Raw genomic sequence first — 24,340 nt, 5'->3', positions numbered from 1 at the left:
GCGTGCCGCTCGCGACCGCGGCGGGCACTGTCACGATCAGCGGTTGCTCGAAGTGCGCCACGGTCCGATGGACGCCGGATGGCGAAGGGGTGAGGGTCGACGGGGCGCCGGTGCTTCTCGACACCACACGGGGACTGTGTTTCGACGCCCTGTCGGTGCCGCAGGGGGCGCCGCGAACCTCCGGGACGGCAGGTCAGGGGGTGCGTTGCCGGTGAGGACGAAACCCGCGCGCACTGATATCGCCTTCCCGTTCCGGATCGAGCGGCGGGGACGCACCGCCGACGCGTCGTACGACGAACACGTCCGTGACCTGGTTGAACAGCTCCTTTTCTGCACTCCGGGCGAGCGGGTGATGCGTCCCGGGTTCGGCTGCGGCCTGCTCGACCTGGTCTTCGCGCCGGGCGGCCCGGAGCTCGCCGCCACGCTGGAGCTGTCCGTGCAGGCCGCGCTGGACCGGTGGCTCGGCGAGCTGATCGAGGTCCGGTCGCTGGACGTGGAGAGCGGTGACGGCACGGTGCGGGTCGACGTGACCTACGTGGTGCGCGCGACCGGTAACGAACGCGCGGACGTCTTCGAGCAGACACCGGAAGGGGGCGGTTCCGCGTGAGCGTACAGATCGGCGACGCCGTGTGCCGTACGGATCGCAGGCGCGGGCTCGTCCGGGAGGCAGAGCTGAGCGGCGTCGACGAGGTTGAGGTGAGCGACGACGGCCGCGTCCTGACGGTCACGTTTCTCGGCAGGGCGCCGGAGGACCTTGGTCCGGAGAACGTGCGGATCGACGGTGGACGCCGGATCACCGACGTGCAGGCCGTCGAGGTGGACGTCGAGCGCGCGTCTAACCCGGAGGACGACGACCAGCTGCGCGTCACGGTCGACCGGGCCGGGGACCTCTCCCGCTACCGGCTGTCGATCGTCGAGACCGACCCGTACGGGCGGCCCGGCGACGACCCCTTCCCGGGGCTGGACCAGCGGTATTACCAGGCGGATTTCTGGTTCCGTCCGCAGTGCCCGTCGCCGTTCGACTGCGGGGACGACTGCGAGCACTGCGGCGAGGACGACCTTCACGACGACGGCGATGACGTGGTCGTCGACTACACCGCGCGTGACTACGACTCGCTGCGCCGGGTGGTGCTGGAACGGCTCGCGCTGACCGTCCCGCAATGGCGTGAGCGCAACCCGGCCGACCTGGGGGTCACGCTCGCGGAGATCCTCGCCTACACCGGGGACCAGATCAGTTACCAGCAGGACGCGGTCGCGACGGAGGCATATCTCGACACCGCGCGCCTGCGGGTGTCGGTGCGCCGTCACACTCGGTTGATCGACTATCCGATGCACGACGGTTGCAATGCGCGCGGGTACGTTGCCGTCAAGGTCAGCGAGCCGGTCTCGCTGCGGCCCGGTTCATTCAGGTTCGCCGCTGTCGACGGCCGGGGTGCCTTGCTGGACGAGCGGGATCTGGCCGTGCTCCACGAGCAGGGGCCGGTGGAGGTCTTCGAGCCGCTGGGCGAGCGGCCCGTCGAGCTGCGTCCGCAGCACAACACGATCAGGTTCTGGACGTGGGGAGACGAGCGCTGCACCCTGCGCCAGGGCGCTGTCTCGGCGACGCTGCGAGACGAATGGGCCGGCGAGGACGAGGCGGAGCACGGACGGGGCGGGCTAGCGTTGCGGCCCGGTGACGTGCTGATCTTCGAGGAGGTGCGGGGGCCGCGTTCCGGCCTGCCTGTCGACGCCGACCCGGTCCGCCGGCAGGCGGTGCGGCTGACCTCGGTCATCCCGGACGTGGACCGGCTCGCCGGGCAGCCGGTCGTGGAGATCGGCTGGGCGGAGGAGGACGCCCTGGCGTTCCCGCTGTGCTTGTCCAGTGTCGGCGGGGACGATTGCGATCCGATCGAGGACGTCAGCATGGCGCGCGGCAATGTCGTGCCGGTCGACCATGGCCGGTCGCTGACCTGGTGCGGCGCGACCCCGGAAACGATCACCGTGCCGGTGGCGCCTGCGCGTCCGCCCTGCTGCGAACCGCCCGCGTTCGGGTGCTGGCACCCGCAGCCGAGCCAGGCCGCGCCGCTCCGGTTCCGGCCCGTCCTTGAACGAAAGCCTGTGGTGCAGGCCGTTCCCCACCCCGGCCCGCGTCACGTCGGCGCCGGGCAGGCCGCGCTGCTCGCGGGAATCCCGGAGCGGATCGAGCGGCGGCTGACCGAGCTGTGGCGCAGCGCCCGCGACCGCGACGGGCTGTCGGATGAGGAGATCGGCGAGCTGGCGGTGGTGTTCGGATTACGCACGCTGGAGCGGCTTGAGCTGCGGCAACATCCGGTGCGGGCGCTGCGCGTCCTGCTGCACAGGAGCGACCAGCTGCTGGCGGGCAAGCGGCGCCGACTGGCGGTGCTCGTCGCGCGGGCGCGGGCGGGGAGCGTCCTGGACGACCGCGTCGCCTGGGAGATCCGGCATGCCTGGGGGCCGCAGTACGCCACCGGGCTGCGGCCCGACGACCCCGTACTGCACGGCCCCACCGCCGAGGTGGCGCAGGATCCCCGGCGCGCATTGCCATCGGTCCGCATCATCGGAGACGGCGACGACGTCTGGGAGCCGCGGCGCGACCTGCTCGGCAGCGGGCCGCACGACCGGCACTTCGTCGGCGAGCTCGGCGACGACGGAAGGCTCGCGCTGCGGTTCGGCGACGGCACGAACGGTGCGCGGCCGCGTCCCGGTTCCCGGTTGCGGGTGCACTACCGGGTGGGCGGCGGCACGGCGGGCAACGTCGGCGCTGAGGCGATCAACACGCTGGTGCTGTGCCACGACCCCGAGGAAGGACCGTCCGGAGAGACTCCCGTCATGGCCGTGCGCAACCCCCTTCCCGCCGCCGGTGGTACGGAGCCGGAAGCCGTCGAGAAGGTGCGCAGGCTCGCGCCGTTCGCGATCAAGCACGCTCCCGCCGAGCGGGCCGTCACCGCCAACGACTACGCGGCGCTGGCCTCCCTGGTTCCCGGGGTGCAGCGGGCAGCGGCCGAGATCCGGTGGGCGGGTGGCGTCCAGGAGGCGCACGTCGCCGTCGACGCTTACCGCACGGGAACGCCGTCGGACGCGCTGCTCGAACGGGTCGAGAGCGCGCTGGGCCGCTACCGTCGGATCGGTCACGATCTCGTCGTCGGGCCCGCGTTGCACGTGCCGCTGGACATCGCGCTGGACGTGTGCGCGTCCCCAGGTCACCGGCACGGGGAGATCCTGGCCGAGCTTTACCGGGTCCTCGGACGGCGGCGGCTGCGCGGCCACGGCCACGGCGCCAAGACCGGCGGCCTGCGGCGCGGGTTCTTCCATCCGGACGGGCTGACCTTCGGTGAACCGGTGCGGCTCAGCCGCCTGGTGGCGGTGGCGGCCGCGGTCCCGGGTGTGGTGAGCGTGCGCGTGACCCGGTTCCGCAGGCTGTTCGCGGACGACGCCGGGGAGCTGCGGGACGGCTTGCTGCGGCTCGGCCCGCTGGAGGTCGTGCGGTGCGACAACGATCCCGTCCGGCCGGAGAACGGCCACCTGGAGATCAACCTCGTCGAGGCGGGAGGCGCCCGATGAACGACCGGCCGTACAACCCGCCCGACCGGCTGTACAACCCGCCGGGCCGGACCTCGCTCGGCTACCGGGTCGGCGACCACGCGTCGTTCCTGCGCGCCATGCTCGACCGGCTCACCTCGCCCGACCATCCGGCGCTGCGCGATCTGACCGTGCGCACCACCGACGATCCGGCGATCGCGATGCTGGACGCCGCCGCGCTGCTCGGCGATCTGCTGACCTTCCATTCCGAGCGGATCGCGGACGAGGCGTACCTGCGCACCGCGGACGACCCGCTGTCGCTTGAGCTGCTCGGACGCCTGGTCGGATACCGGCCGCGGCCCGCGCTCGGCGCCGACACCCACCTGGCCTACACCATCGCGGCCGACACCCGGGGCGCGGACGGCGGCGTGCTGATCCCGCGCGGCGCGCGCAGCCACAGCGTCCCCGCGGCCTCCGGCGAGGAGGCGCAGACATTCGAGACCGACGCCGACCTGACCGCCCGCGCCGCCTGGAACCTGCTGGCAGTGCGCCGCCGCCGTCCGGACCTGCTCTTCCCGAGGGACCTGGACCAACGGCCGGAGATCTTCGTGGTGGGAACGACGACCGGCCTCGTGGTCGGCGACCGGCTGCTGTTCGCCTTCGGCACGGACATCCTGCGCCTGATCCCCATCGCGCGCCTGCGCGTGGACCGGGAGGAGGACGTCACGGCCATCGCGTTGCAGCAGTCGCCGCCCCCGACCCTCGCCCAGCTGGTGGCCGAGCTGCGGCAGTGGATCACCGAGCCGGACGGCGGCCCCGGCGACGGCGACGGCGAGCCGACCCCCGACAACCCCAACCCGAGACCGGTCAGCCGCCTGATCGCGGCGTTCGACGCGCAGGTGCTCGCGCCGCTGCGGGACGACCTCGGCGAGATCACCAGCCCAGAGGCGTTCACCGCCCGGCTGGCCGAGCCGCTGGACCGGCTGCGCGAGGCGCAGGCGCTCGCAGCGGCCGCGTCCGCGGCGGTCGCCGCCTGGTTCGAGCAGCTCACCGCTGTCGTGGCCGAGCTGCGCGAACTCGCCGAGGAGCTCGCCGGGATGCCCGCCGAGCCACGCGCGACGCTCAGATCACGCCGGTCGAAAGCGCCCCGCGACGCGTTGACGGAGCTGCTGGCGATGCGGCTGTCCGCCGCGCCGTTCGGGTCGACGGCGCCGCTGCAGCCCGTCCAGGACGAGCAGGGGCGGGTGGTCCGGCTGTCCGACTGGCCGCTGCCGGGCGCCACGCTGACCAGCACCCGCGTGGTGCTCGACCCGGCGGGACGCGCGCCCGTCCGCGCGGAGTTCGTCCACGCGGAGCCGGAGCAAACTGTGCAGCGCCGCGTGGAGCCGCTCGCCGACACCACGTTCGACCTGGGTCCCGGCCGGATCGAGGTGTCCAGGCAGGGCGAGGGCGAGCGGCGCGGCATCACCGTGCGGCTGCATCCCGGCCTGCCCGCTCTCACGATCACGGTCGGGGATCCCGACGGCGAGCGCCGGGTGCGGGTCACGGTCGACAACGAGGGGCCCGCCGAGTGGGTGCTGTCCCGCGGCGACCCGGCGATCCAGGAGCGGCACGGGGACTTCGTCGTGACCGTCCGGTACGCGTCCCGCACCGAGGCCGCCGCCGTGGAGGTCGGCGTGCTCACCGTCCCGGATCCCGCGTACCGCAAGGTGCTGCCGCTGGACAGGGAGCACGGCGCCATCACCGTCGGGAGCCGGGTCGGGATCGAGCGGCCGCGCAAAGGGTCGGACGCTCCCGACGGCGTTCCCGGCGCCGAGGCGTACGCGCTCGTCGTCACCCGCGTCACCGCCGTCCGCACCGTCGCCTACACCCGGTTCGGGATCACCGGACGGGGAACGGAGCTGACCCTCGAAGACCCCTGGCTCGACGAGCACGACGTCCTGCTCTCCCACATCCGTGACACCACCGTGCACGCGGCGGGTGAGGCGCTGCGCCCGGCCGGTGAGCCGCTGGGCGAGGACGTGCACGGCAACGAGATCGAGCTGGCCGACGACCACCGCGATCTCCCCCCGGGACGCACGCTGGTGGTCTCGGGTGAACGCACCGACCTGCCGGGCGTTGCCGGCCTGCCGGGGACCGAACTCGCGGTCATCGCCACCGTCCGCACCGGGGCCGACCCCGACCTGCCGAGCGACCACGTGCACACCACGCTCACCCTCACCGAGGACCTTGAGCACCGTTACCGGCGCGACACTGTGCGGGTCCTCGGCAACGTGGTGGCCGCCTCGCAGGGTGAGAGCCGCGACGACGCGATCGGAAGCGGCGACGCCACCCTGGCGCACCAGGCGTTCGCGCTGTGGCAGACCCCGCTGACCTGGCTGCCCGACGACAGCCCGCTCGGCGCGAGCCCGGTCCTGCAGATCCTGGTCGACGGGTTGCCCTGGCGGCGGGTGGGCGGCTTTCACGGATGCGGCCCGGCCGACCGGGTCTACGTGCTGCGGACCGGCGCGGACGGCCGTCCGACGGTGCACTTCGGCGACGGGGTCCACGGTGCGCGGCTGCCGACCGGGCAGGAGAACGTCCGCGCCCGGTACCGGTTCGGCGCGGGCGCGGCCGGGAACGTCCGGGCGGGCCAGGTCACGCAGGCGGTCACCCGTCCCCTGGGCGTCACCGGTGTCGTCAACCCGATCCCGGCGACCGGCGGCGCCGACCCGGACGGTCCCGCCCCGACCGGAGCGGAAGCCCCCGGTGAGCTGCCCGCCGCACGGCGCCGCGTCCCGCTGTCGGTGTCCGCGCTGGACCGGCTGGTGTCGGTGCAGGACTACGCCGACTTCGCGCGAAGCCGGGTTGGGATCGGCCGGGCCGCGGCGGCGCGGCTCCACGACGGACGGCGCCAGATCGTCCACGTCACCGTCGCAGGAATGGACGACGCGCCGATCGACGAGCATTCCGACCTACTGCCCGCGCTCCGCGCCGCGCTCGCCCGGCACGGCGACGACCGGCTGCCGATCCGGGTGGACGTCCGCGAACTGGTGCTCCTGGTGCTGGCGGCGAAGGTGAAGCCGAAGGCCGGGCATCCCTGGGATCTGGTGGAACGGCGGCTGCGGGCGGCGCTGCTGCGCAGGCTCGGCTTCCCCGGACGCGACCTCGCCGAACCCGCGTACCTCAGCGAGGTGCAGGCGGTCGCGCACACGGTCCCGGGAGTGGACTGGATCGACGTGGACGTCTTCACCGGCGTCACCGCTCCCGCCGCGCCGCGTCCCGTCGTGCCGTCCCGTCCCGCCCGGTACGACGAGGACGTTCACGTGGTCACCGCCACCGCCGGCGAAACAATCACGGAGATCGCCGGACGGTACGGCATCCCGCTGGACGAACTGCTGCGCCTCAACCCCGACATCACCGATACCGCGTGGCTGCGCCCGGGGCGTGCGGTGTTCGTCTTCCGCGGCATCCGGCCCGCGCAGCTCGTCCTGCTGTCCCCGGACTCGTTGCAGCTGACGGAGGTCAAGCGATGACAGAAGACGCCCCGGCCACCGCCGAGAAGGAGGAACTGGCCGAACTGCTGCCGCGCTGGCACCTGCTGCGGGACGCCCGCCAAGGGGGACCGCTGCGGGCGCTGCTCGACGTGATCGGTGAACAGATCGGCCTGGTCCGCGGCGGTGTCGAGCAGCAGTACGACGACCTGTTCGTGGAGACGGCCGCCGAATGGGTGCTGCCCTACCTCGGCGACCTGGTCGGATACCGGCCGCCGCCCGGCGGCGCGTCACCGCGCCGGGACGTCGCGGCGACCGTCGGCCACCGCCGGCGCAAGGGGACGCTCCCCCTGCTGGAGGAACTCGCCGAGTCGGTGGCGGGATGGCCGGCGCGGGCAGTGGAATTGTCGCGGCTCGTCGTCCATCAGCAGCCGGTCAGGCTGTACGGGTCGGGGACGGCGGCGGTGAACGCGCGGCGCGGGTCCCGCGGCAGGCTCGCCGACCTGCGTGACGGGTCGGCTCTCGACCTGGCGGGGACGCCGTTCGCGACCGTCCCGCGGACGGCCGACGTGCGCCGCGCCGACTCGCGTCACCGGCAGGGCGGCTACACCCCGGCCGGGATCGGGTTGTACGTCTGGCGGCTGCGGCCGTACTCGATCACCCGGGCGCCAGCGTACTGCATCGACAGCGCGCGCAACCGCTACACCTTCTCCGTCCTCGCCAACGACACGCGGCTGGTGACCAGGCCGGAGCCGGAACCGTCGGCCGGCCACATCGCGACGATCGACAACGTCCCGGCGTTCCTGCGCCGCCGTCAGGTCGCCGACCGTCTCGCCGACTACTACGGGCCGGGGAAGAGCTTCACGATCTACCGGGAGCAGGACGGCCACCCCGTGCCGCCGTCCGACATCGTCGTGGCCGACCTGACCGGATGGCGGTACTCCCCCGCCGAGGGGAAGGTGGCCGTCGACCCCGAGCTCGGCCGGATCGCGTTCGGCGTCCACTCCGCCCCCGAGGAAGGCGTCTGGGTCACCTACCACCACGCGTTTTCCGACGATCTCGGCGACGGAGAATACCCACGCGATCTAGATATGGGCCAGCGCATCTACCAGGTCGGGCCAGACCGGCCGTATCAGCAGGTCATGGACGCCTACCATGCCTGGCGCGCCGACCGGGAGGCGAACCGCGAAACGGGCGAGGACGGCCCGGACGGCATCATCGAGATCACGCACAGCGGCGTCTACCAGGAGCGCTTCGACTTCGACCTGGAACCCGGCGACCGGCTGGTGCTGCGCGGTGCGAACCGCACCCGGCCGACGCTCCGCGTCCTGGACTGGTCGAGCAACCGGCCGGACGCGCTCAACATCCGCGCACGCGACGACTGCCCGTCCGGCGAGGAGCCGCGGATGGTGCTGGACGGCCTCCTCGTCACCGGACGCGGCGTATACGTGACCGGCCCGGTCGGGTCGCTCGTGCTGCGCCACAGCACGCTCGTGCCCGGCTGGGAGCTGACCCCCCGCTGCGACCCGGACGCCCCCGACGAGCCGAGCCTGGTACTGGGCGACACCACGGCCTGCGTTGAGATCGACCGGTGCGTCCTCGGCAGCATCGAGGTGATCGGTAACGAGGCGGGCACCGACCCCCTCCCCATCCACATCCGCGACAGCGTCCTGGACGCGACCGGGCATGAGCGGCCCGCACTGTCGGGGCCGGACTGCCGCATCGCGCACACCCTCCTGCACGCGCACCACGTCACGGTCTTCGGCGAGATCCACACCCACGCGGTACGGATCGCGGAGAACGCCATCTTCACCGGGAAGATGCGGGTGGCGCGCCGCCAGGTCGGGTGCCTGCGGTACTCCTACGTCCCGCCGGGTTCGCGGACACCGCGCCGCTACCGCTGCCAGCCCGCCTTCGCCGTACCGTCCTCCAGCCCCCACCCACCGCCATTCAACGAACGAGCTCCGCTCGACGGACCGGACGACGCCGCGCGCGTCCGCCCGTTGTTCACCAGCGAGCGGTACGGCACGCCGGCGTACGCGCAACTTGACCTGGCCTGCGCCGAGGAGATCGCCCGCGGCGCGGAGGACGGCGCCGAGATGGGGGTCTTCCATGACCTGTACCAGCCGCAGCGCGCCGACGCCCTGCGCGCCCGGCTCGCCGAGTACACCCCGGCCGACACCGACACCGGCCTCATCTTCGTCACGTAATTGCCCCGCGCCGATTCACACTGCCGATCCGCAATGAGGAGCCCCCTTCATGCACGCTGATATCTCCCGCGTCAGCTTCCGGCCGGAGCGTCACTACACGGCGGTGCTCGTCCAGCAGGGCCGGGTCCAGCTCGACGCCGACGTCAACGAACAGAGCGCGATCAATCTGCATCAGCTCCGTACGCTCACCGCCGACCTGATCGGACAGCACGGAGGCCCCCGCGACGCCCTCGGTTTCGAGATCACCCACGTGCGGGGCCGGGGCCGCCCGGACGATCTGACCATCGGCGGCGGCCGGTACTACGTCGACGGGATCGGCAGTGACGCCGACCGACCACGTCCCGGCGTCCCCGTGCCGGACGGCCCCGCCGAGCCACCCGACGTCCCGGAGGAGTGGACGTACTGGGACCAGCCGGACGCCTACCGCGACCCCGAGCGGCCAGCGGACCGGCTCCCGTCCGACTTCCCGTTCCTCGCCTACCTGAAAGTGTGGGAACGGTCGGTCGTCGCCGCCGAGGATCCCGCGCTCCAGGAGGTGGCGCTCGGCGCCGCGATGCCGGACACCGCGGCCCGAGTCAAGCTGGTCTGGCAGGTGCTGCCGCTGGCGGGCGCGGAACTCGACGTGGCCGCCGACGCGACCGCCGACGAGATCCGCACGGCGTTCCAAACCTGGGCGGACAAGGCGGCGACCAGTACCGCCCGGCTGGCCGCGCGCGCGACCCGTCCCGACCCCGACGACGAGGACCCATGCCTGGTCAAGCCGGACGCCCGCTACCGGGGCCCAGAGAACCAGACCTACCGAGTGGAGATCCACGCGGGCGGGACCGACGGCGAGGCGACCTTCAAATGGTCACGGGAGAACGGGTCGGTCGTCTTCCCCGTCGACGAACTCGACGGCACCTGGGTTACCCTGGCGTCCCTGGCCCGCGACGAAAAACTCGACCTGGACGTCGGGCACCGGGTGGAGCTCGTCGACAGCGCGTACGCGAGCCGCCTGGACGCATTGCCGCTATTGCGGGTCGAGGAGGTGGACCTCGCCGGACGCCGGGTGCGCCTGTCCGCCGAACCGTCCCCGGAGGTCGGACGGCGCCCGGAACGCCACCCCTACCTCCGCCGCTGGGACCACCAAGGCACGCCGGCACACGGCGGCGCAATCCCGGTCGAGGAGGAACGCTGGCTGGCGCTGGAGGACGGCGTCCAGGTGTACTTCGCCGCGGACGGCGCGTACGACACCGGCGATCACTGGCTGATCCCGGCACGCACCATCACCGGAACCGTGGAATGGCCCACGGACCAGCAGGGCCGCCCCCTTCTAGCCGACCCGGCCGGACCGGCGGCGCACTACGCGCCACTGGCCTGGATCACCGGCGCTGGCGCCCAGGCAGACCTGCGTATGTCATTCGCGCCACTGGCGAGCGCCCCGCGCCAGGCCACCCCACGCCGCCGCACCACCCGCAAGCCTTAACGAATGGGCGAGTTCCAAGCTGAATCCGCAGGTTGTGGGGGTGGCCTGGGGCTGGTTTGGTGTGATTCGGCTGGTTGATCGGTGTGCTGGGGCGCGTTGATCGTTTGCCGGTGGGGTGCTTGCTGGGGTTAGCGGTGGTGTCGTCTTCGGGTGGTCGGGGTTGACGTAGTGTCCGGACTCGACCTGCGGCCGGTGCGTGTGATGGCGTGGTGAGGCCGCGCTGAGCTGGCTTGATGCCGGGATGGTGGCGAGGCGGCGGCGGTTATCGAGGTGGTGAAGGGCAGGTAGTGCCGGACTTATCCCGGTTGGTGGGGGTGGTGAGGCATCCGTAATCGCTTGCTCCAGCATGCAGGGTGGGGCTTGGCCGAGGGGTGATGAGTGAGGGTTTGCCGGGCATCGGTGATCTTGGGTCGCTAGGGTCGGGGCGGTAGATCACCGAGGGGATGTGAGGTGTGAACCGGTGGATCCGCTGCTGGACCGGATCGCCGAACGGCGCGCGCTTCTAGCCGAGCAGGCGCAGCGGCTGGCCAAGGAACTGGCGGAGGTCGAGGCCGAGTTGGAGCGGATCGCCACGGCCGAGCAGGTGGTCGCCCAATTGCTGGTCGAGGCCGATGACGGCCCGGACGGTGCTGATGAACACCACCAGAGCCGACGGTCGCCGGCTTTGGTGGTGGCTCACCGCGACGAGGCTGGCGGGGTGACGGATCTGCCGGCCGAGTATCAGCGGCTGATGCAGATCGTGACCGAGGAAGGACCGGCCGGGCAGGGCGTGGTGTGCAAGCGGGTGACGGTGAAGCTGGGGCTGACGGCTGAGCCGCGTCATACCGAGGGCGTGCGGGTGAAGCTTAAGCGGCTGGTGGCGCGAGGCTGGCTGACCGAGTCGGCTCCGGACCGGTTCACCGTGCGCCCGTGACCCGTGCGCCCGTGACCGGGTGGGGCGCATGCGGCGTGTCGATGTCGATCTTGAGGTGCCCTCGGCGGTAGTCGATTTGTGTGACCAAGATCGACGAGCCCGCCGAGGGCACTGAGCACGCTGTTTACCAGTGCCGCCTGCCGCTGTCCAGCACGACGATCACGTTCGTCGCCGACGTGCTGCGCGGCCACCTGCGCACGATCGGGTCCCGGTGGCGCAAGCTGCCGCCCGGGCGGGGCGCGGTGATCGTGCTGGCGGTGCTGCGACACGATCAGCGGCTGGCCGACATGGCCGGCGGCAACGGCGTGTCGGCCTCCACCATCCGCCGCTGGGTGCTGGAGGTCGTCGGCCTGCTCGCCGCCCGGGCGCCGCGGCTGGACCGCGTGCTGAACCAGGTCTCGGCCGCGGGCGCCGATGTGGTGCTTTTGGACGGCACGCTGGTGCGCACCCGGCGCCGCACCGGACCCGATGACCGGCGCAACTACTCTGGAAAGCACAAGGTCCACGGGCTGCTGTTCCTCGCGCTCACCGACGAGCGCGGCAACCTGCTGTGGATCTCGGCCGCCCGGCCGGGACGCTCCAACGAGATCACCACCGCCCGCCACAACCACCTGTGCGCCCGGCTGCGCGAGGCCGGGTTGGGCGCCTTGGCCGATCTGGGCTTCGTCGGCCTGGACGACCAGCCCGGTGACGCCCCGGTCATCGTCACCGGCATCAAGGCCACCCGTGGCAGGAAGCTGACCGCCGCCCAGAAACGGGCCAACGCCTTGCTGAGTTCGGAACGCGCCCGCGCCGAGCACGGCTTCGCCGACCTGAAGAATTGGCGCATTCTGACCAAGGTGCGCATGGACGCCCGCCACGCCACCCGGCTGCTGCGCGCTCTGCTCGTGCTCACCACCACCGAGCTCACCCGGTAACCGCCCCGTCCCCGCGCCCGGCAGACCCAAACACCCGCCTGGGGCATGCCCGAGCAAGCGGTTGCGGACACCCCATCACCCAGGCGAACCGGGATAAGACCGGCACCGCCCAGCCCCGTGCGCCCCGACAACCGCCGCTGCCCGGCCAGGTCGGCGGCATCCGCCCAGCTCACCGCAGTTGGGGCCAGGACACCGGACACACCTTGGCCGATCACGTCCGGACACTACGTCAACCTGCACCACCCACCGTGCTCGCAACAGCAAGCACACCACCGGCAAACGATCTCCACCCGCCAGCACCCCCATCAACAGCCCACTCACACCAAACAACCCCCAGACCACCCCCGGCCACCAGCGAATTCAGGATGAAACGGCCCCAGTAGAGCATCGACTCGGAACTGGCCAGCCGTCGTTCGTAGTCGCGCACCAGGCGGCGGTGCAGCATCAATGTCCCGTAGGCCCGTTCGACGACCCACCGTTTCGGCAGGCGCGCGAACCCGCGGGTGCCCCGATCGCGAGACACGACCGCCACCTGGATGCCCAGGCCGGCGCCGTATGTGGCGACGGCGTTCGTGAAGCCCGCGTCCACCCACGCGGTGGTGACCGACGGGTTGTCGATGGAGACCTTGTCCAGCAGGCCGATGCCGATCGCGTTGTCGTGCACGCTTGCGGCCCCGGCCCTTCTTGCCCGCATCCAATCCCGTCGTCGGGGCGGGGGCGCTGACCGAGGCCCGCAGGTCTGGGTGTCCAGCACCACTGCGCTGGGGTCCTCCTCCCGCCCGGCCCGCTCGCGGACCTGGCAGCGCAGCAGATCGTGAATGGTCTGGTCGGTGCCGTCGTCACGCCAGACGGCGAAGTAGTAGTACACCGCGGTGTGCGGCGGCAGATCGTGCGGCAGGTACCGCCACTGGCAGCGCGTCCGCGCCTGATACAAGATCGCGTTGACGATCTCCCGCATCGCATACCGGCCCTGATGCCCGCTGACCGAGGGATGTCGTTGTTTCCACGCCCTGATCACCGGCTCAATCAGCGCCCACTGCTCATCGGAAGGGTCGCTGAGGTACGGCCTGCGCTCGGCCATGCCGCCAGTCCAACTCAACGAGACCGAGCGTCAACCCTGTGTGACGAGATCCCCACTCGGTTGGCACGCCCATACGCGGACGATCCATCACAAAACTCCCTCTAAGACCGTCTCCACGCTTTCAGGGGATTGACACAGAGGCTCCGATCAAACGGCAGGCCGATCAGCCGGTAAAGGACAAGAAGGCTGGGCTTATCGCGAACCCAGCGAGCCTGCGAACCGATCTGCAACTGGCATGCTCACAGATCAAGGAGCTGAAGGTCGGACACAGCAAACTTCGCAAGCACGGACGGCCGGTCGACGTGGTGTGGCACGGCGGCGAACCCACCGCCCTGCCCATCGCAAGTTCGTCCTGCGTGCACGGTTCGGGTCGCTGTGCGGTTCATGTGCAGGATTGTGGCGGACGCCTCCGCCTGCGGTCACGTTCCGCGCCGTCCTGGTGACGCGGACCGTGCATGACCGTCATGCGCACTCGGCCTGCGCGTGTTCTGCCATGCGCCATGAGAGTTCATGCGAAAGGACGTGGCGCCGGCGTTGATCGTCGTCCGGGCCAAGGCATAGCCCCCGCAGCTGGGTCTGGTAGGTCATGACAGCCCTCCGCTTCCGCCGCCGCGATTGCGGGTCGAGTTCCTCCGGCACCGGAACCAGGCCGTCAGGATCGAGGCCGCACGAGGTGAGCTCGTGTTCCAGCCAAGTCCCTGTGTGAAAGTACCGGGGCTCCGTTTCGCCGGTCATCCACCCCGGCCAGCCGTAGACCGTGCTGTAGGGCTGGTCGGCGTAATATCGCACCGGAATCCGCGCGTCCAGCGCCCGCCAGGCGGCGAGGAGCCCCTGCCGCGTGGCCAGGTGGTCCAGGTGACGCCCGACCGCCGCCGGGATCCAGATCTCGGACGACTCCTCCACCAGAGATGCGACCGCCTCGGCGACGCGGCTCACGGTCTGTTCCTGCTTGCCCCCGCCTGGCCCGAAGCTGACCGTCTCCATAGCGTTTGGCCGGAACTCGAACTCATGCAGGTCGAGCCGGATCGTCGGGCAGTCCAGGCCCTCCATCGCCCGGGAGTCCTCGGCCAAGCGCTCCGCATGGCGTTCGCCCAGGCTCGCCGCCCGGGTGATGCGTCCCCACCCCGACAGCGGCAGGTCGGCCGGTGGCGGACCGGCGAACACCGTGACCGAACGGGTTCCGGGCCGCATCAGCCGGGCCGACGCCGACAGCACCGCATCATCCAGATGGGCGGAGAAGACGGTGACGGGAGCGGTCATCGTATGCCTTCCCCGAGCCGGGCCTCGCCGAGCCGCGCCTCGATGATGTCGGCCGCGGCCCGGGCACCACCGGCCAGCCGCATCTCCTCCCGCAGAGCTCCGAGGCGAGCGGTGATCTCGTGGTCTCCGGCCAGGTCCAGGACGGCCGCGCGCAGGGTCTCCGCGGCCACGTCCTCCGTTGGCAGGAACCGTCCCACGCCCAGGTCCGCCAGCCGCTTGGCGTTCCCGAACTGGTCGGCCAACTGGGGCACGGCGACCATCGGCACACCGTGGTAGAGGGCCTCCAGCGTGCTGGCCATGCCCGCGTGCGTGATGAACGCGTCCGCCCGCCGGAGTACCGACAGCTGCGGGACGAACGGGTGCACCTCGAAGTTCGCCGGGATGGGCCCGAGTTCGGCGGGATCGACGAAGCGGCCGATCTGCATCACCGCGTGCCACTCCAGCCCACCGAAGGCGGCCATGCAGGTGCGGTAGAACTCTGGCTGGTAGTTGTAGGCGGAGCCGAGGGAGATATAGAGCACCGGACGTTGCGTCTCCGGGGGCCGCCAGGTCCCCTGGTAAGTGCGGTCACCAAGGCAGGGCCCGACGAAGGTGTAGTTGTCCGGTACCTCCTTGTCGTTCGGCTGGAGCGAGCGCGGGATCAGCGCGATGCAGCGCTCCGGCCGTCCCCAGAACTCGTAGTGGTGCATGTCGACGCCGTTCTCCCGCAGCCAGGCGGTGAAGGCGGCCTCGTACTCGCGGTAACGGGGGTTGCGCTGCATGGCCTCCACGACGGGTGCCATGTCCTCCTCGTAGCCCTTCCAGGGCACGGCGGCCGGCGAGAGCTGGATGATCGGCCGGTCCCACCGGGTCGCCAGGATCCGCGCGGTGTATCCGCCGAGGTCGTAGAGGAACAGATCGGGGCGGTCGTGTTCGTAGGCCGCCTCCATCTGCGGGAGCACGGCCATCGCCTCGCGCAGGATGCCGAACACGGCCTGGACGCCGTCCGCCGGCCAGGCACCGGGCTCGTCGTCCGGGGGCAGCGTGGAGTCGTAGAGCACGGGCGTGGCGCCCGCCGCCTCCACCTGGGGAGCGAACTTCTCATTGATCGAGTACGTGACGCGGTGCCCGCGGTCGACCAGTTCCCTGATCACCGCGAGGCCCGGGTTGACGTGCCCGTGCGCCGGGATACCGAACATCGCGATGTGCGCGCCCGTCCCGCCGCTCATGACTGCGCCGTGCCGGGCGTGGTGTTCGCTCATCCGCTCTCTCCTGATTCGTCGGCCGGGCGGACGGGACCCGGGGTGAAGGTGACGGGGAGGGCGGCGAGGGTGCGGATCCTGCGCCGCCACTCCAGCCGCTCGGGATCCACGGCGAGGCGCATGCCGGGCAGCCGGGTCAGGAGCCGGACGAACCCGATCTCGGCCTCCTCCCGGGCCAGCGCGGCCCCCATGCAGTAGTGGATGCCGTGTGAGAAGCCCAGATGGGCGTTGTCGCGGCGGGTGATGTCCAGCACGTCCGGCCGCTCGAACCGGCGGGGGTCCCGGTTGGCGGCGGACAGACAGATGCAGACGATCTCGCCTTCGGGCACCGTGACCTCGCCGAGCTCGATCTCCTCCGTCGTGTAGCGGAACGTGCCCAGGATCGTCGGTCCTTCGAGGCGCAGCAGCTCCTCGATCGCTGGGCGGACGAGGCCTGGATCCCGGCGGAGGAGCCGCAGCTGGTCTGGGGCGCGCAGCAGCAGCGCCATGCCGTTGGCGACCAGCCCGGCCGTGGTCTCGTGTCCCGCCATGAGCAGCAGCTTCGCCATGACGACCAGCTCGGTGTGCGACAGCCGGTCACCCTGGTCACGCACCGCCAGCAGGTCGCTAAGGAGGTCGTCGGACGGTCGCCGCGACTTCTCCGCCAGCAGCTCCCGCAGGTAGTCCATGATCGCCACATGCGCCGCGCCGGTCTCGCGGACGGCCCGGTCGTCAGTGGGCCACTGCAGGATGCGCGTGATCCAGCCGCGGAACCGCTCGTGGTCCGCGTACGGTACGCCGAGCAGCCGGCAGATCACCTGGAGGGAGAGCGGCAGCGCGAACTCCGCGACCAGGTCCGCCTCGCCCGCGGGCGCGATCTCTTCGATCAGCCCGTCCGCGATCTGTTCGACGTCCGGCCGCAGCGCCGCGACGCGGCGCGGCGTGAAGGCCCCCGACACCAGGCGGCGCAGCCGCGTGTGGTCCGGCGGGTCGGACATCGTCATCTCCTTCACCAGCCGCCCCTCGCGTCCGCGCAGGGAGGCCAGCGCCGGGTTGCCGCTGTCGATCGCGTGGACCGGACTGGCGCTCAGGCGCGGGTCGGTCAGCGCGGCCACCGCCTCGGCGTACCCGGTGACGAGCCAGACGCGCATGCCGTGCGCGATGGTCGCCGGGCGCACCCGCCCGGCCTCCCTGAACTCGTTGAGCAGCGGGTACGGGTCGAGCAGCCGCTCCAGGCCGGGCGGCAGCAGGCCGTCCTCGATTACCATGACGGCTCCTCCTCAGGCTTGCGCTTCCAGGCCCCCACGACGAGGGCGGACAGCGTGCTCCGGTGTTCGTCGGCCGGAAACGCAGCGATCTCGTCCAGGAACTCCTTGCTCGCCGCCTCGGTCGTGACGCCCAGCTCAAGCGCGCGCGGGAGCAGGCTGCGGTATGTCGCCACGAGGTACCACCCCGTGTGCGGGAACGAGGTCAGCGCGCCCACGACCTGAGTGCCGTCGGATGCCCCGAGCCCCGCCGCCGCGAAGTAGCCCGGCAGCCTGACCCCGAACCCGGGGTCGACGCCGACGTCGTGGAGCACACCGTGGACGACCCGTTCGAACTCGTCCCACAGGCGCGGACGCGGGTGGACGTCGATGGTGCGGAAGTCGTACTCCTGCACCAGCATCACCCCGCCGGGGGCCGTCCACCGGAACATCTTCCGCAGCATCTCCGCCGGCTGTAGTTGGTAGGCCATGGACAGGCGGCAGAGCGTCAGGTCGTACGGGCCGCCCGGCACCTCCTCGATTTCCTCGGCGTCCAGTTGGAAGACCGAGAGGCTGCTCATCGTGCGGGCGGTCAGCTCCGCCAGGGCGGCCGGGCCGACCAGTCCCTCGGGGTCGAGCCCAGTCACCCTGCCGGACGGGCCGGCGAGCTGGCCGAGAAGATGGAGCGAGTCGCCCGTTCCGCAGGAGACGTCCATGCACCTGGCGCCCTCGCCGACCTTGAGATGGCGGAGCACCTGGAGGGTCGGGGACTTCAAGCACGTCGCGTCGTGGCGCATGCGGTCCAGCTCTTGCCGGGTCGATCCCCAGATGTAGTCGCGAAGGCTCGTCATTGGATCACTCCATTCACTCGGCCAGCAGATCGGAGACGAGTTCCCGGTAGCCTCGTGCCATCCGGTCGGCCCCGTAGCGGCTCCGCAGATACGGCCGGCCGAGGCAGTAGCACTCACCGGCGCCCTCCGCCAGGGCACGCAGGGCGGGCGCCGCCCAGCCCTCCGCCCCGGCGCCGGGGTCCACCAGGTACAGCCCGTGGCCCGGCGGGAACATCTCCGCGAGGAACCCGGAGGGCCAGGCGAGCACCGGGGTCCCGCAGGCGATCGACTCCGCGGCGGCCAGCCCGAAACCCTCGGGAGCGGCGCTGAAACAGATGGTGAGGTCGGCGGCGCGGTAGACGGCGGGCATGTCGCGGCGGCTCCGCCACGGGGCAGGCTCGATGGGGACCGCGCCCGCCCTCGCGTTGATCACGCGGGCGAACTGGGCCGAGTCGAGCGCGTCCGGGCCCGCGAGCCAGCGGACGGTCACCTCGACCTCGGACCGCAGCAGCTCCGCCGCCAGGTCGAGCGCGGGCAGGACGCCCTTGCTGGCCACCGGTCGCGAAGGGAACAGCAGTCGGGCCCGCGGTCTCGCACCGGAGGGCCGCCGGGGGGCGGGCTGTCCGGGCGCGAACATCTCCGGGTCGACGCCATTCTCGATCACCATGACACCGCGCAGGTCCGGGGACCGGCGCAGGATCGCCCGCCGGGTGGTGGGCGAGGGCACCACGAGCCGGTCCCAGGCGCCGCTGTCGATGACGTCGAACGAGTGCGGGAACCCCACTCCGCCCAAGCACACGACCCGCGGCGTCCCGTCCGACGGCAGGTCCAAGACGCGTTCGACCATGATCACGAGGTCGGCGGCGGCGAGCGCCCGCCGCGCCTCCGGTACCAGGCGCGGCGTCATGTGCCCGCTCCGCCATACCGAGCCGTCCAGGGGGAACGCGGCCAGGGCCCGGACGCCGGACGGCCCGAGGACGCGCTCGGTGCCCGCCTGCTCCGGCAGATCACACCCGTGGAGCACGGTCACGTCCGCGACCGGCGCGAGCGCCGCCACGACATCGGCGGTGATGACCTGTGCGCCGCTCGCGGGACGTTCAGGGTCGAAGGGCAGAACCTCCACCACGCAGACGGCCGGGCCCCTATCCACGGCGGTCGCCCCGTTCCGGCGCGGTCCAGATCCGGTGCTCGGGGAAACGCCGATTCGGTCGCGGCGCGCCCACGGTGACCACCGCCAGGCTCTGCAGTGGGCCGTCGGCGAGACCGAACACCTCGTTCGCGGCGGCGACGTCGAAATCGCACCGAGGATGGCTTTCCAGCCCCAGCGCGGCGGCGGCCAGGCAGATCCGCTCGATCAGGACGCCCGCCTCGATGTTCTGCATGCGGTACCAGCGGTCACCGAAGCCCGCGAAGCCGCTCTCGTAGTCCGCGACCGGCACCAGGACGAGGTTCGCGGTCAGGCACTCGCGCCTGAACCTGGGCGTCAGGGCGCTCGCGGAGGAGAACCTGCCCACGGCGTCACCCGCCTCGATCAACGCGAGCGACCGGGAACGCGGCTCGTAGTAGTAGGCGCCCGGCTCGATGCCCGCGACCCTGTCGACCGCGCAGCACAGCAGGGTCGACTCGCCCGTGTCGCTCGCGTACGGCCGGGTGACGGCCGTGAGCAGCCGGGCCAGAGCGTCCCGTGGAAGCGTCGTGCGCTCATATCCGGTGAAAGTGCTGCGCCTCCGTGGTATCCCGGCGGCAAGGTCCAGGGCGTCGCCGCCGGGGAGCCGGATGATGTCCCGATGCCGCGGCGCTGCGTCCCGCACCCGGCGGGCGGTCGCCCGGAGGGCGGGTGGGCGTGCGCTTCGCGAGGCCGCCTGGAGGGCGAGCGTTCTCGGCAGTCCGGTGATCTCGTGGCCGGGAGACTCCGCGGCGGGAGGCGGCGCCGGCGAGACGAGCCCGCCGGGCGCCGTCCCGCCGGCCCCGGAAAGCGTGACCGCGGCGAGCACGCTCTCCGCCGGCGCGGAAAGACCCAGCAGCCCGTCGAGTGCCGGGTCGGCGAACAGCAGGTGGACCGCCCCGTCGAGGCCCAGGGCTCCCGCCGCCGCCAGCGCCTGCCCGACCACGACTCCCAGGTCGAGTGACTGGAGCCGGTAGGCGAACTCGCCGTACTTGGCCGCGCCGCGCCACAGGACGACGCTGAACAGCAGGACGAGATCGGGGAACGGGTCGGGCGGCGAGCCCAGGGAGTCGACGACGGCCGCCCGCGGGTCGCCGGAACGGAGCCGGTCCAGTGCGTGATGACGGGGGTCGTAGTGGTACAGCCCGGCCGGGAGCGACCCGAGCGGCCCGACGGCCGCGTAGAGCTCGACGGGATAACGGGCGCCACCGGCGGGGACGTGCCGGACCAGCGTGGGGTCCGGAGGCCGCCGGCCCTCAGACCGCCCGCCGAGGTCGAGCAGTCCGCGGCCCCAGAGCATCGCGGACAGCCCGTTGACGTCGCGCAGCAGCCGGCCGAGCTCGCGCGGTGACCGGAGGACGTCCCCGCCAGGCTCGGCCGGGAGCGGTACCCGGCCGGTACGCGGATACCGCTTGTAGATCGGTGGCAGCCCGGCGAAGTTCGCCGCGCTCATCTCGACCCGCTGGTTGGCCAGGTCGACGAAGGCGCGGCCGAGCGCGGCGTGTTCCCGGGTACTCACCGGGCACCCTCGGCCGCCGCGACCGGCCACCGCCGGTCGGCCATGACCCGGGCGAGGAAGTAGCGCGCGCGTCCTTCCTGCTCGGGCCCCACTCCCAGCCGGTTGGCGAGCAGGTGGCCGCAGACGTCGGCCACGTCCCCGAACGGAGGTGGATCCGGCAGGTCGGTGAGACGGTCGCGCAGCCGGAACAGTGACGCGAGCCACCGGGACTGCGCGTCGCGACCGCCGCGCACGGCATCCGGGCCGGCTCGCGCCGATGTCCACCATCGGTCGGTGAGCCCGAGTAGCGTGTCGCGCTGCGCCCGGTACAGCCCCTCATCGTCGGCCGCGACGGCGTCGGGGACGAGCCGCAGCCCGTTCCGGCCGAACCGCTCGGCCAGGTCCGCCTGGCGCGGCGAGCCGACCGCGTTGGCCAGGAAGATCGCGGACAGTGCGAACGCGGCGCGGGCGCGGCGGTCCACACCGCCTTCGAGTATCGCCAGGGCGAGCGCGCTCGACTCGCCGAAGTGGTCCTCGACCGCCTCGATCGCCTTCCCGGTTCCGTAGCGCGCGTGCTCGCGCCGATAGGGCAGGAAGGCGACCGAGTCGATCGGCCGCATTTCGCGCTCGTGCCCGACCCCTTCGCGGCCGGCGAGGTGGGCGGCGACCCCGACGTACTCCTCCGGGGTCAGGACGGGGCTCGACGGGTGCCGGGCCAGGTACTCCGCGGCCGCACCCTCGACGCGCGTCCGTATCTCGCCGGCGTGGTCGTCCGGCGCCAGCACCCGGAGCCGGATGTGGGGGCCGCCGTCCCAGTAACGCAAGAAGAACCAGGTGCGCGCGAGTCCCCGGCCGGACAGGTCGCGAACCAGCGGCAACACGAGCGAGGTCAGCAAGGTGTCGTGGTCGCCCTGGTAAAAGATGTGAGCGCTCACCCAGCGCGGCTCAGGCATCGTGTCCCCTCTCCTCCGTAACCTCGATGAGGAACTCGGTGACGCGACGCTCGCCGCCGTCCACCGGTAGTGCGCTCTGCGGGCCGGGCCATGACTCGTGGAAACCGATCAGGGAACCGTCGTCGGCGCACGCCTGCTCCAGAGCACGGACCAGGAAGCGGTTCGCGAGATCGAAGTACATGGGCTTGCGCGACCTGGCGTCGGTCCTTCCTGCGCTTCGGGCGCTACGCGGCATCACCTGGACGTAGCAGGCGTCCGGGATGCCATGCTCTGCCAGCCACTCGCTCAAGCGGAGCAGGAACACCGCCTCCCCCTCGCCCCGCCGCCGCTGCGGGACGTCGCGGGCGTACCCGACCCACCGGGCCCGGCGCAGCGTCAGGCTCCCCAGCTCAACGCGGGGTCCATGTCGCATCTCCCCAGGCGGCGTGTCGAAGGCCATTTCGCCGGGCCAGACGAGGTTGGGACGGAACAGGTCAGGCGTGTCGGCGAAGATGTCGATCAGCAGGCGGAGCGGCGGCGGCAGGTAGTTCACCCACATCGTCGTGGTGTGCACGGGCCGTACCTCCCGGCCGGCCCGTGCCCAGAACAGCCGCAGCACATGCCGGTCGGCGTCGTACCGGACCTCCAGCTCACCGATCGGGATTCGCCGCTCGTCCGGCCTGCCGTTCACCAGCCCCGGATAGTCGATCACATGGGCGACCGCGGGGGCGCGCACGTTCAGCGTGACTCCGAAGGTGTTGTCGATCTCGGCGAGCAACCTGCCGTCCCCGTCCCTCGCCACGGCGGAGTGGGCCGAGTCGTCTCCCGCGAGGCGCCGCACGAGGCCGCGCCCGCGCCCGTGGCCGCCGACGACGTCGTTCACCACGAAGTGGAGCGGATCGCTCTGGGTGACCTGTCCGTAACAGCTGATCGCCGCGGCTGCATCGACGGTGCCACGGACTTCTCGGACGATCTCGTCCACCAGGGAGCCCGGGACCCGGACGACTCCGTCGGTGCCGGGGTGGACTCCGGTCAGCCGCCGGCCCGCCGACAACTGCAGCCAGGCCGCGTCCCGCACGCGCGGGCAGGGTGCGGCGAGCAGCGGCCCATATCCGCCGTCGGAGGTGAACAGCGGCGTGAACTCGCGGATGCGCTGCAGCTCGGCGGCGCCGAGGGCACCTTCCGGGGGAACGCCGCCCGGCGAGGCCAGCTCGCGCTGGTAGTCCGTGAAGAGCTCCACGAACGGCACCCGGGCCGACGTGCCGTGACGCTGCTCGAAGTACGCGGCCATGGCCAGCCGGAAGGGCAGCTTACGATCGAAGACCGGGAGCAACAGGCGGAACCGCTGGAGATCGTCGAGCACCGGCCCCCAGCGGTTCAGGTCGCAGGAGGCTATCGGCTCCTCGAAGACGCTCAGCTCCGAGAACAGCGGCGTGCGCCAGTCCGGACCGGCCGGGGCCGTGGCCCCGGCGCGCTGGACCACGTCGACGAGCCGTTCCCGCAGTGCCGCCACCCGCCGGGCCCGCCGCTCGGGAGCGGCCGTCCCGAGCTGCTCCCGGACCTCGCCGTGCACCCCGCGCAGGTCGGCGAGCAGGTCGTCTGGCCCGCCGCCGGTCTTCTCCAGGACGGCGAGCAGGTCCCCCAGGTAGTCGGCCGACTGGTCCGGCACGGGAAAATAGTGCTCCAGCAGCCCGATCTCCACGAGCTGTTCGAAGACCCGGTCGGCGCCGGGCGGAACCCCCGGGCCGACACCCTCCAGCGATCGCTGGAGCCGCGGGGTGAGACGCAGCGCCACCACGGAACCGTCTGGAGGCGGACCGAGGAAGCGGACCACGCCGTCCGCGAAGACCGCGCTCGGGTTGATCCGAACCCGGACTGCGTCCGAGCAGGCGGGCGACCGCAGGAGCCGCCGGACGATCGCCTGCGTGAGGAACGGCTGCAGCTCGAAGACGCAGCGTGCCGGAACGGCCGGGAGGATCGAGACGGCGGGGCCGCCGTCCGTCCAGCGGCCGAGGCCGCTGGTGGTGAACGTGCTGAGCGGGCTCGTCTTGGCCGTGGCGCGCACCACGTACTTGGCCAGGCTGACGAGCCGTCTCTCCTGCGGGCTTTTGTCCGGACGATCCAGCCATGACGTGACCCGCTCGTGAAGCTCAGGTGCGGCGTGGATCAGGCCGGTCCGGATCTCCGGGGAGGCGACGATCTCGCGGAGCCGCTCGTTGCTTTCGGCCTTGTCGCGCTGGAGAACCTCGTTGAGCTCCGCCAGCAGCCCGGCGCGTTCGGCGAGCCCGCGTTCGCGTTCGCGCACACGGTCCCTGAGGTCCGGGGGCATCAGATCCAGGACGCGCGCTCGCCCGCCCGGAATCCGCCGATGCCGGAACAACGCTCGGCGCACGCCGACGAGCTGTGGCTTGAGCCGCGGGTGGGAGCCGCGGCCGATCATCTCGTACAGTTCGTCGGCCAGGGCGGCGTCCTCGGCCGCCAGCCGGGCGTCCAGTTCCCTGATGTCCCGCAGGATCCGGTACGCCCGCCGGCAGCGCAGATCGTCGAGCACGGACACCGGCAGGCCGGCGACCCGCACGGCGAAGTTCGTCATGGTCATGCCCCTCCCGTCCC

Annotated in this window: 16 protein-coding genes; 7 read left to right on the top strand and 9 right to left on the bottom strand. The window is 71.9% G+C overall.

Annotated elements, in window-relative coordinates; translation table 11 throughout:
* Window positions 1–211 precede the first annotated feature (211 nt).
* The 7 genes from ACH34T_RS41470 to ACH34T_RS41440 all read left to right on the top strand — a co-directional run bounded on the left by ACH34T_RS41470 (window position 212) and on the right by ACH34T_RS41440 (window position 12,497).
* Complete coding sequence (locus ACH34T_RS41470; RefSeq protein WP_396026499.1) at window positions 212–607, top strand: GPW/gp25 family protein; 396 nt, start codon at window positions 212–214, stop codon at window positions 605–607.
* Window positions 604–3,561, top strand: coding sequence for a putative baseplate assembly protein (locus ACH34T_RS41465; RefSeq protein WP_396026498.1), 2,958 nt, complete (start codon window positions 604–606; stop codon window positions 3,559–3,561). The genes ACH34T_RS41470 and ACH34T_RS41465 overlap by 4 nt, the downstream gene beginning before the upstream one ends.
* The gene (locus ACH34T_RS41460; RefSeq protein ID WP_396026497.1) at window positions 3,558–7,034 is read left to right on the top strand and encodes a putative baseplate assembly protein; all 3,477 of its coding nucleotides are present in this window, start codon (window positions 3,558–3,560) and stop codon (window positions 7,032–7,034) included. Before ACH34T_RS41465 ends, ACH34T_RS41460 begins: the two co-directional genes overlap by 4 nt.
* Complete coding sequence (locus ACH34T_RS41455; RefSeq protein WP_396026496.1) at window positions 7,031–9,202, top strand: hypothetical protein; 2,172 nt, start codon at window positions 7,031–7,033, stop codon at window positions 9,200–9,202. Before ACH34T_RS41460 ends, ACH34T_RS41455 begins: the two co-directional genes overlap by 4 nt.
* 49 nt (window positions 9,203–9,251) lie before the next feature.
* Window positions 9,252–10,667 carry a DUF6519 domain-containing protein gene (locus tag ACH34T_RS41450; protein ID WP_396026495.1) on the top strand — a complete coding sequence of 472 codons (1,416 nt, stop codon included), beginning with the start codon at window positions 9,252–9,254 and terminating at the stop codon, window positions 10,665–10,667.
* 460 nt (window positions 10,668–11,127) lie between these two features.
* Window positions 11,128–11,580, top strand: a complete 453-nt coding sequence (locus tag ACH34T_RS41445) for a hypothetical protein (protein WP_396026494.1) — start codon at window positions 11,128–11,130, stop codon at window positions 11,578–11,580.
* Window positions 11,581–11,660: 80 nt separating this feature from the next.
* Window positions 11,661–12,497, top strand: a complete 837-nt coding sequence (locus ACH34T_RS41440) for a transposase family protein (RefSeq protein WP_396026493.1) — start codon at window positions 11,661–11,663, stop codon at window positions 12,495–12,497.
* Between the two features lie 229 nt (window positions 12,498–12,726).
* Here ACH34T_RS41440 and ACH34T_RS41435 read toward each other — a convergent pair whose 3' ends face one another.
* From ACH34T_RS41435 to ACH34T_RS41395, 9 genes are all read right to left on the bottom strand, one after another.
* Complete coding sequence (locus ACH34T_RS41435) at window positions 12,727–13,578, bottom strand: transposase (protein WP_396026492.1); 852 nt, start codon at window positions 13,576–13,578, stop codon at window positions 12,727–12,729.
* A 462-nt stretch (window positions 13,579–14,040) separates the two neighbouring features.
* A complete protein-coding gene (locus ACH34T_RS41430) occupies window positions 14,041–14,838 on the bottom strand; it encodes a hypothetical protein (protein WP_396026491.1) in 798 nt (265 codons plus the stop codon).
* Window positions 14,835–16,046: a macrolide family glycosyltransferase gene (locus tag ACH34T_RS41425; RefSeq protein ID WP_396026516.1), complete on the bottom strand. Its 1,212-nt coding sequence runs from the start codon at window positions 16,044–16,046 to the stop codon at window positions 14,835–14,837. The genes ACH34T_RS41430 and ACH34T_RS41425 overlap by 4 nt, the downstream gene beginning before the upstream one ends.
* Before the next feature lie 29 nt (window positions 16,047–16,075).
* Window positions 16,076–17,326, bottom strand: a complete 1,251-nt coding sequence (locus ACH34T_RS41420) for a cytochrome P450 (protein ID WP_396026490.1) — start codon at window positions 17,324–17,326, stop codon at window positions 16,076–16,078.
* Entirely contained in the window at window positions 17,320–18,153 is an 834-nt protein-coding gene (locus ACH34T_RS41415; RefSeq protein WP_396026489.1) for a methyltransferase domain-containing protein, read from the bottom strand. The genes ACH34T_RS41420 and ACH34T_RS41415 overlap by 7 nt, the downstream gene beginning before the upstream one ends.
* 13 nt (window positions 18,154–18,166) lie before the next feature.
* Window positions 18,167–19,255 carry a glycosyltransferase family 4 protein gene (locus tag ACH34T_RS41410; protein ID WP_396026488.1) on the bottom strand — a complete coding sequence of 363 codons (1,089 nt, stop codon included), beginning with the start codon at window positions 19,253–19,255 and terminating at the stop codon, window positions 18,167–18,169.
* 19 nt (window positions 19,256–19,274) lie between these two features.
* Window positions 19,275–20,816 carry a SagB family peptide dehydrogenase gene (locus tag ACH34T_RS41405; RefSeq protein WP_396026487.1) on the bottom strand — a complete coding sequence of 514 codons (1,542 nt, stop codon included), beginning with the start codon at window positions 20,814–20,816 and terminating at the stop codon, window positions 19,275–19,277.
* Window positions 20,813–21,748, bottom strand: coding sequence for a thiopeptide-type bacteriocin biosynthesis protein (locus ACH34T_RS41400; RefSeq protein ID WP_396026486.1), 936 nt, complete (start codon window positions 21,746–21,748; stop codon window positions 20,813–20,815). Before ACH34T_RS41400 ends, ACH34T_RS41405 begins: the two co-directional genes overlap by 4 nt.
* Complete coding sequence (locus ACH34T_RS41395; protein ID WP_396026485.1) at window positions 21,741–24,320, bottom strand: lantibiotic dehydratase; 2,580 nt, start codon at window positions 24,318–24,320, stop codon at window positions 21,741–21,743. The genes ACH34T_RS41400 and ACH34T_RS41395 overlap by 8 nt, the downstream gene beginning before the upstream one ends.
* Between the last annotated feature and the right edge of the window lie 20 nt (window positions 24,321–24,340).

This window comes from Actinomadura sp. 9N215, from assembly GCF_044326345.1.
Lineage (GTDB): Bacteria > Actinomycetota > Actinomycetes > Streptosporangiales > Streptosporangiaceae > Spirillospora.
This window is presented reverse-complemented; position numbering and strand designations above follow the sequence as displayed.

Excerpts from the sequence above, each read along its gene's own strand:
- ACH34T_RS41460 (WP_396026497.1), top strand. The coding sequence starts at position 3,558 with ATGAACGACCGGCCGTACAACCCGCCCGACCGGCTGTACAACCCGCCG.
- ACH34T_RS41455 (WP_396026496.1), top strand. The coding sequence starts at position 7,031 with ATGACAGAAGACGCCCCGGCCACCGCCGAGAAGGAGGAACTGGCCGAA.
- ACH34T_RS41420 (WP_396026490.1), bottom strand. The coding sequence starts at position 17,326 with ATGGTAATCGAGGACGGCCTGCTGCCGCCCGGCCTGGAGCGGCTGCTC.
- ACH34T_RS41435 (WP_396026492.1), bottom strand. The coding sequence starts at position 13,578 with ATGGCCGAGCGCAGGCCGTACCTCAGCGACCCTTCCGATGAGCAGTGG.
- ACH34T_RS41430 (WP_396026491.1), bottom strand. The coding sequence starts at position 14,838 with ATGACCGCTCCCGTCACCGTCTTCTCCGCCCATCTGGATGATGCGGTG.
- ACH34T_RS41415 (WP_396026489.1), bottom strand. The coding sequence starts at position 18,153 with ATGACGAGCCTTCGCGACTACATCTGGGGATCGACCCGGCAAGAGCTG.
- ACH34T_RS41400 (WP_396026486.1), bottom strand. The coding sequence starts at position 21,748 with ATGCCTGAGCCGCGCTGGGTGAGCGCTCACATCTTTTACCAGGGCGAC.
- ACH34T_RS41395 (WP_396026485.1), bottom strand. The coding sequence starts at position 24,320 with ATGACGAACTTCGCCGTGCGGGTCGCCGGCCTGCCGGTGTCCGTGCTC.
- ACH34T_RS41425 (WP_396026516.1), bottom strand. The coding sequence starts at position 16,046 with ATGAGCGGCGGGACGGGCGCGCACATCGCGATGTTCGGTATCCCGGCG.
- ACH34T_RS41450 (WP_396026495.1), top strand. The coding sequence starts at position 9,252 with ATGCACGCTGATATCTCCCGCGTCAGCTTCCGGCCGGAGCGTCACTAC.